This is a genomic window from Xenorhabdus entomophaga (genome assembly GCF_037996725.1).
Classification (GTDB): domain Bacteria; phylum Pseudomonadota; class Gammaproteobacteria; order Enterobacterales; family Enterobacteriaceae; genus Xenorhabdus; species Xenorhabdus khoisanae.
On sequence record NZ_JBBMXH010000228.1, the window covers coordinates 1 to 1,869 of the forward strand.

Below are 1,869 nucleotides of genomic sequence, written 5' to 3' on the forward strand. Positions count from 1 at the left end.
CACCGTGCATACAGCCTTCTGCTAATTCCTTTTCATTCCAGTAATAACCCGATTCATAAATGTCAGCCAGTTCGCCCACCAGCATTAATTTTTCGGGTTCAGTGAGTTCCAATGCGGCTTCGTAGCTGGCAAACGAAGCCCTGACCTGACTGGCCTTTTTGATTTGCTCCTTCGCGCTGTTTATATAGCCCTGTGGGTTATCCATGCCGATGGAGCCAAAGGCAATCTGGAGGGGATGCGCGCCTGACTTCATCAGGTAATCAGAATATTTCTGCTGGGCTTCCTTGGGTGTGATTTTCAGCTTCTTCAAGGCGGCTTCTGCTGCCTCAAGGTGGGCGGGTTCATTGGTCTTAATGACTGCCAGTACCCACAGGTAAGCATCCACCTGTTTATTACCGGTGATCTTGCGCTGAACGGGTAACGGTTTCACGGTCGCCAGTTCGGTACTGTAAGTGGATTCAGGGATCGTAAAGAGTGTTTTGTGTGCGGTGTTGTCCGTCATTATGCTGTCTCCCGTGCTTTTTTCATAAATACTAATTCTCTGGCTTCATCCCCGTTCTGGAGCATGTCGTTGAAGTCGCCGTGGTCAGGCCAGCGAACACTGACCTTTTCTAACTCGTTATTCGCCAATAAGTTTCCATGAGCACATGACATTGCGGCGGCGTGGCCTGCGGCGTTCCAGTCCATATCCGTGAAGATGATGAGATGCTTAACCCCACCGGGCACACGGAAGCGTTCCATAAAGCCCGTGTTCACCACTGACCATGTGTTTACGCCGTAAATCTGTTTACAGGACAGTGCGGTTTCAATGCCCTCTGCAATGCCCAGCGTTGAATCCACCGGGAACAGGCGTATCGCCGGTGATTGAGCATGATCGCGATAACTCTCTTCCTGCGTGGAATCCAGTTTTTTCTGCGGGGTAATATTCGCCTTCCTGTCCCCATCAAGGTAAGTGCGGTGCAGATAACACAGCGTGCCCTTGGCATCCGTCACCAGCGCCCATATCGCTTGCAGCTTCCCATTGCGGACAGGCTGATCGGGGCAATACTTCACGTTGTCAGCGGGTAAAGTATGAATGCCCCGGTTGCGTAAGTAGTCTTCGCCCGATGTCCCTTTCAGGCCGGGTAAATTGGCATAGCAGGCAGTGACTTTGTTTCTGAATGTGGTGATATTAGTTTCTTTTTTAACCACGCTGCGCTTATCTGACTGGATACCCAATAGCTGATCAATTTCATCGGCCAGAGTCTTGTAGTCCTTGCCTTGAGTCAGTCGGAGCAACGCCCAGCCATCCCCTGCATGACCGGTGCAAATAAACGTCCCCCTGCCATCACGATCATCAATGCGAAACTTCCCTTTCCGCCCGCATATCGGGCACTTCCCTTTAAAGTGCTTTTTCCCTGTCACGGGGGGCAACTTGTAGTAAGCGAAGATTTCAGGCCAGTGACCAATAACAGCGTCGGCGGTTTTTATTCTGTTCACTGTGTGTCTCCCTGATATGATGGTGCACCTAATTTTTCACGTATTTCACGTACCTTATGGCGGGCCACTTCAAGGTTTAGCCCCTGCTGTTCTTGTTGCGGTTGTTTTGCTTTCTGACGGCTTTTCGCCCACGCAATTTGCTTGTGTTTGATGAAGTTATTCACTTCGGGTGTCAGTTCCTGCGGGGTGTCGTGCAAACCTTGAGGCTTGACACCGAACTTCTCTTTAAACGTGTAGAATACCCAGCCGTTACTGATGATCTTGCCCTGTGAGGCACGTTGGTTCTGGTAATATTTCAACTGTGAATAGAAACTCTGCTTTTCGGCCTGCGTGTAGACGCGCTCTTTCTTACTGAGCTTCTGAATGGTGCGGCTGGTATCCACCTCAACA

General features: G+C 50.4%; 1 protein-coding gene and 2 pseudogenes. All 3 read right to left on the reverse strand.

Translation table 11 applies throughout. From position 1 onward, the window contains the following. Window positions 1-502 (reverse strand): annotated as a pseudogene (locus AAC854_RS22350) (helix-turn-helix domain-containing protein); the annotation flags it as partial. Then, window positions 502-1,479 (reverse strand): DUF7146 domain-containing protein, encoded by a 978-nt coding sequence (locus AAC854_RS22355; RefSeq protein WP_340619018.1) that lies wholly within the window; start codon window positions 1,477-1,479, stop codon window positions 502-504. The gene AAC854_RS22355 and the pseudogene AAC854_RS22350, both read right to left, overlap by 1 nt. After that, window positions 1,476-1,869: pseudogene (locus AAC854_RS22360) on the reverse strand (hypothetical protein); the annotation flags it as partial. The pseudogene AAC854_RS22360 and the gene AAC854_RS22355, both read right to left, overlap by 4 nt.